The organism is Streptococcus sp. LYSM12, from assembly GCF_004569635.1.
Taxonomy (GTDB): domain Bacteria; phylum Bacillota; class Bacilli; order Lactobacillales; family Streptococcaceae; genus Streptococcus.
In genome coordinates, this window is sequence record NZ_SPOZ01000049.1 from 1 (window position 1) to 3908 (window position 3908).

Below are 3908 nucleotides of genomic sequence, written 5' to 3' on the forward strand. Positions count from 1 at the left end.
CAGCGAACCTTTTAAGAAACTGGGGCAAAGCTCTGAAAGAGACTTACACTCATGTGTGTCAGACAGCCGAGCGTGTCGGTAAGCAGACCATGAAGTCCTTGAAGAAAGTTGATTGGAAGAAAGTAGCGATTGTGGCAACAGCTACCGTAGCAGCTGTAGCCGTAACAGTGGTGACAGCAGGAGCAGCAGCCCCCGTGATTGCAGGAATGTTGGGAGTTAGTTCTTCCGCATTAGCACTGGGAACAGTAGGGTTGGGGACAACGCTTGCGATTGGAGTAGGAATAGGAGCTGTTAGTGGAGCAGCAGGTGGAGCAACTTATGGCTTGGTAGAGGGCTCTCTATCCAATAGAGGTTCTAAGACCATTGCCAAGAATACTTGGAATGGAGCTGTAAATGGCTTTACTTCAGGAGGCTTAACGGGAGGTTTCGGCAGTGTCCTTACAGGTAGCACAGCAGGTCTTTCCAATCCTCTACTCCGTTATGGGGCGGATACTGCTTCTGAAACGGTAGTGGACACCCTTGTGGATTCTGCGACAGGTGGTAATGTTACACCAGCTAGTATTGGAACCAATCTTGTACTTAATGCGGTTTCGGAGGGTGTATCAGCTAGAACTGTCAAAGCGGATGTACCTACTAACAAGCCTAAAGCTGGAGATGTACCAGTCACGAAACCTAGTAAGGATGTGACACCTATTCAGCAATTAGCGTTGCCTGGGTCTAATAATGCTCCAAAGCCAGATTTTTATGTGAAACCCGATGGAGTAGCTATACCAGGAACAGGGTATAGATATATGCCATCTGATGCTCATTATCTACCAAATCTCAAGCAGAATATGGAAATACCTGCTAATCCTAAAGGAACCTATATATCGTTTAATAACTATCATACTCCTAATCCTGGAGCTCTCCAAATTCCACATGATGGTGCAATAAAAGCAACTTTTGATACAAAGCAGGTTTTAGATGATGTGAAAATCCCGAATGGAAAATGGGGAAAAGCTCCTCATTTAGAACCTATTACAAATGATTACCCTGAATTTGGTTCAGGTGGAGCAACCCAAGCCATTACAAAACTACCTATTAAAATTGATAATATTACAGATTTAAGGAGCAAACCATGACATTTGATTTTTATGGAGATATTACGATACGAACTAGGGTTAATAAAAATATTAAAGACTATTGTTTAGCTAATGAGATAATTTTTTCTGAAAAGGACCTTGAAAGATGGACAAAAGATTTCCTTGAGACTATGTATGCAATTGGAGGTTACCCAACAAGAGAAGTTATTGATAATATGTTACCTTCATACTTCAGAACATTATTAGAGTGTAATATTTTATATGAGTAGTATGGTCAATTAATGTTTAATCGCTTGCAATTTTATTTTATATCAATAAATATTTGTAGATGGACTGGGAAACTAGACTACAGGCTCCTCCAACTATTGAATTGCGAAAATTAAGTCCGGAAGAGGCATATTTATATCGAAGACCAACTCATTACCGGAAGAATATAAAATCAGCTACATGGGAAAATGCTACTATTGGAGGAGGAGTTAGTGATCCTGTAACAGGAACAAAAATAAATGCAGATGAACCATGGCAAATGGGGCATAAATCAGGATATGAATTTTGAAAACATCAGGTTAGTGCAGCAAATAGAGGGATTTCAAGGAAACAATTTTTGGATGAATATAATAACCCTCAACACTTTAGACCTGAACTTCCTTCATCTAATATGAGTCATAAGGGAGAGGATTTGACGAATGTATATTTTGGACCATAAGGAGAATTTTAAAAATGAAATTTGATATTAAAGTAGTGGCAAATCATATTCTTAAGAGTGTTGGAGGAATACCTAAAGTTGATAGGTTTTATAATTCAAATAAAAGTCAATTCATTGATATTTTTCAAAGTCAAGATAGACCAATAAATACTATTAATACTCTGGCAACAATAGGACTATCAATGTATAGTATTGATAGAAAATTTCTAGATAAATCAGAACTGAGAGTAGAGTTTATAGCTGCATCGCCTAGAGAAAACCTTTTATTTGCGAATGTATTAGCAACTTGTTCTTTTAATATTATCTCTGGAGAATATACTTGTTCGCCAGGTACTGTTTTCCCTAATATAATAGAGCGTTATTTTGAAAATTGCAATATGAAACATATTATGTTTGTGCCTCCGTTTCTATGGAATATTGAAGACCTTATATTTGATGATAGAACTGTTACATGGCTCATGGCAGTTCCGATATCAGACAAAGAATTAGATTATTTGCGTAATAACGGAAGTGACAAATTAGAACAATTGTTTGAAATTCAACAAATTGATTTTTATGACTTAAATAGACCAGATATTAGCTTTAGCTGATTTGACAAAATATATAGTATTTCCGTGGTGCTGCAGGCGCTTGAGCTAGTCGTTGAGGACTTTGAAAACGTTTGGGTATTTTATCGTTTTTCGTCCTCCCTTGCCTAGCTCCCCGCCCACCTATGGAGTTATCCTCCATAGGTGTTTTAGACATCACCACGGAAATTATTTAGTTTGTCGGAGTAAAGTAGGATAAGGGAAGTAAGTTTGTCTTGCTTATTTATTCGTAAAACAAGATATAAAATAGGGCATAGATAAATTTTTATTACAAAAATATGCTATAGTAGAGTTGTTGAGATATGGTGTCATTGAACGCATATTGAGGTTCTCCAGAGCTATGATTTAGCCCTATATCTATTACTTTGGGTCTGGAGACCATGACGGTCTCTGATGAGGCCGGCAAAGAACTGTCCACTCTCACCTATACCTACGACTTGGCTGGAAACAAGCTGACCAGCACTGAAGCAGTAGGGGGGCAGGAAGAAACAACCACCTATAGCTACGATGATAACAACCGTCTGATCAAGTTGGAGAACAAGGACGGGGCGATCACTTATACCTATGACAAGAACGGCAACCGCATCTCTTCTAAGAAGAAGGATGAGAAGCTAGACTACCTCTACGATACGGAGAACCGTCTCCTTGCGGTCAAGGATAAGGAGGGTCTTTTGATGGCGGCTCTCTATGATGGGGATGATAATAGAGTATTTACTGCCAGCCGTAAAGAGGGCAAGCATACCTATCAGCTCTTCAAACGCGAGGAGAAGAGGAAATCTCCTTATACTTCTCCAAATGGAGAGGAACATAGCCTCTTCTGGTATGGCTTTAGTCAGAACGTTCTACAGTCGCTCTCTGCCTTACCACAGACCGTTGGTACTATCTGGCACGATATCTTTGACGATGTTTCTACTGCTTACCACAAGAAAGTGGCGAAAGACAGAGCCAATGATGAGGGACTTGTCATCAACCCACCAGACTTAGGAAATCTCCCTGGTGAGGGTGAGGTGACCTATGCCAGCCAAGTCAAGGAAGTTCTTATCCCTTACACCACGAGAGAAGACACATTCAATTATTATGAAGAGCGCAACTATGTCAATGATGTCAACCGAGAACACACCGAGGTTCTCCAGACCTATGACCGGGAGCTGAAAGCCCGTGAGACCTATACATACGGACAGGGTAGAGTGTCCTACCTCAATAATGAAACGGGCAAACACTACCACTACCTGACTAACCAAGCAGGATCCGTAACAGGCTTGGCCAAGGAGGGCGAAGTTGTAGCGTCAAGCAGCTATAGTCTTTACGGCTCAACCAAGAATAGTACAGACACTACAGGCAATCCATTTGCCTACAATGGGGAAGCAAGGGACATCACAGGACTTGACTACCTGCGTGCAAGATACTATGATAGCAGGGCAGGCACTTTCTTAACTGAGGATTCCTACCAAGGTGAACTGGGTGATCCCCTCAGTCAGAACCGCTATGCCTATGTCCATAATAACCCAGTCAACTACACAGACCCAAGTGGAC

4 protein-coding genes and 2 pseudogenes are annotated in these 3908 nt (G+C 40.7%); all 6 read left to right on the top strand.

What is annotated here, in order from left to right; genetic code table 11:
* Positions 1–1121, top strand: a pseudogene (locus tag E4T79_RS11195) (hypothetical protein); the annotation flags it as partial.
* Positions 1118–1351, top strand: a complete 234-nt coding sequence (locus tag E4T79_RS10495; protein ID WP_135030067.1) for a hypothetical protein — start codon at positions 1118–1120, stop codon at positions 1349–1351. The pseudogene E4T79_RS11195 and the gene E4T79_RS10495, both read left to right, overlap by 4 nt.
* Positions 1352–1410: 59 nt before the next feature.
* The gene (locus E4T79_RS11475) at positions 1411–1638 is read left to right on the top strand and encodes a hypothetical protein (protein ID WP_280643167.1); all 228 of its coding nucleotides are present in this window, start codon (positions 1411–1413) and stop codon (positions 1636–1638) included.
* A gap of 15 nt (positions 1639–1653) precedes the next feature.
* Positions 1654–1788: pseudogene (locus E4T79_RS11480) on the top strand (GH-E family nuclease); the annotation flags it as partial.
* A 14-nt stretch (positions 1789–1802) separates the two neighbouring features.
* Positions 1803–2378, top strand: a complete 576-nt coding sequence (locus tag E4T79_RS10505) for a suppressor of fused domain protein (protein ID WP_135030069.1) — start codon at positions 1803–1805, stop codon at positions 2376–2378.
* A gap of 377 nt (positions 2379–2755) precedes the next feature.
* A partial coding sequence (locus E4T79_RS10510; RefSeq protein WP_280643168.1) for an RHS repeat-associated core domain-containing protein occupies positions 2756–3908 on the top strand: 1153 nt, incomplete at its 3' end.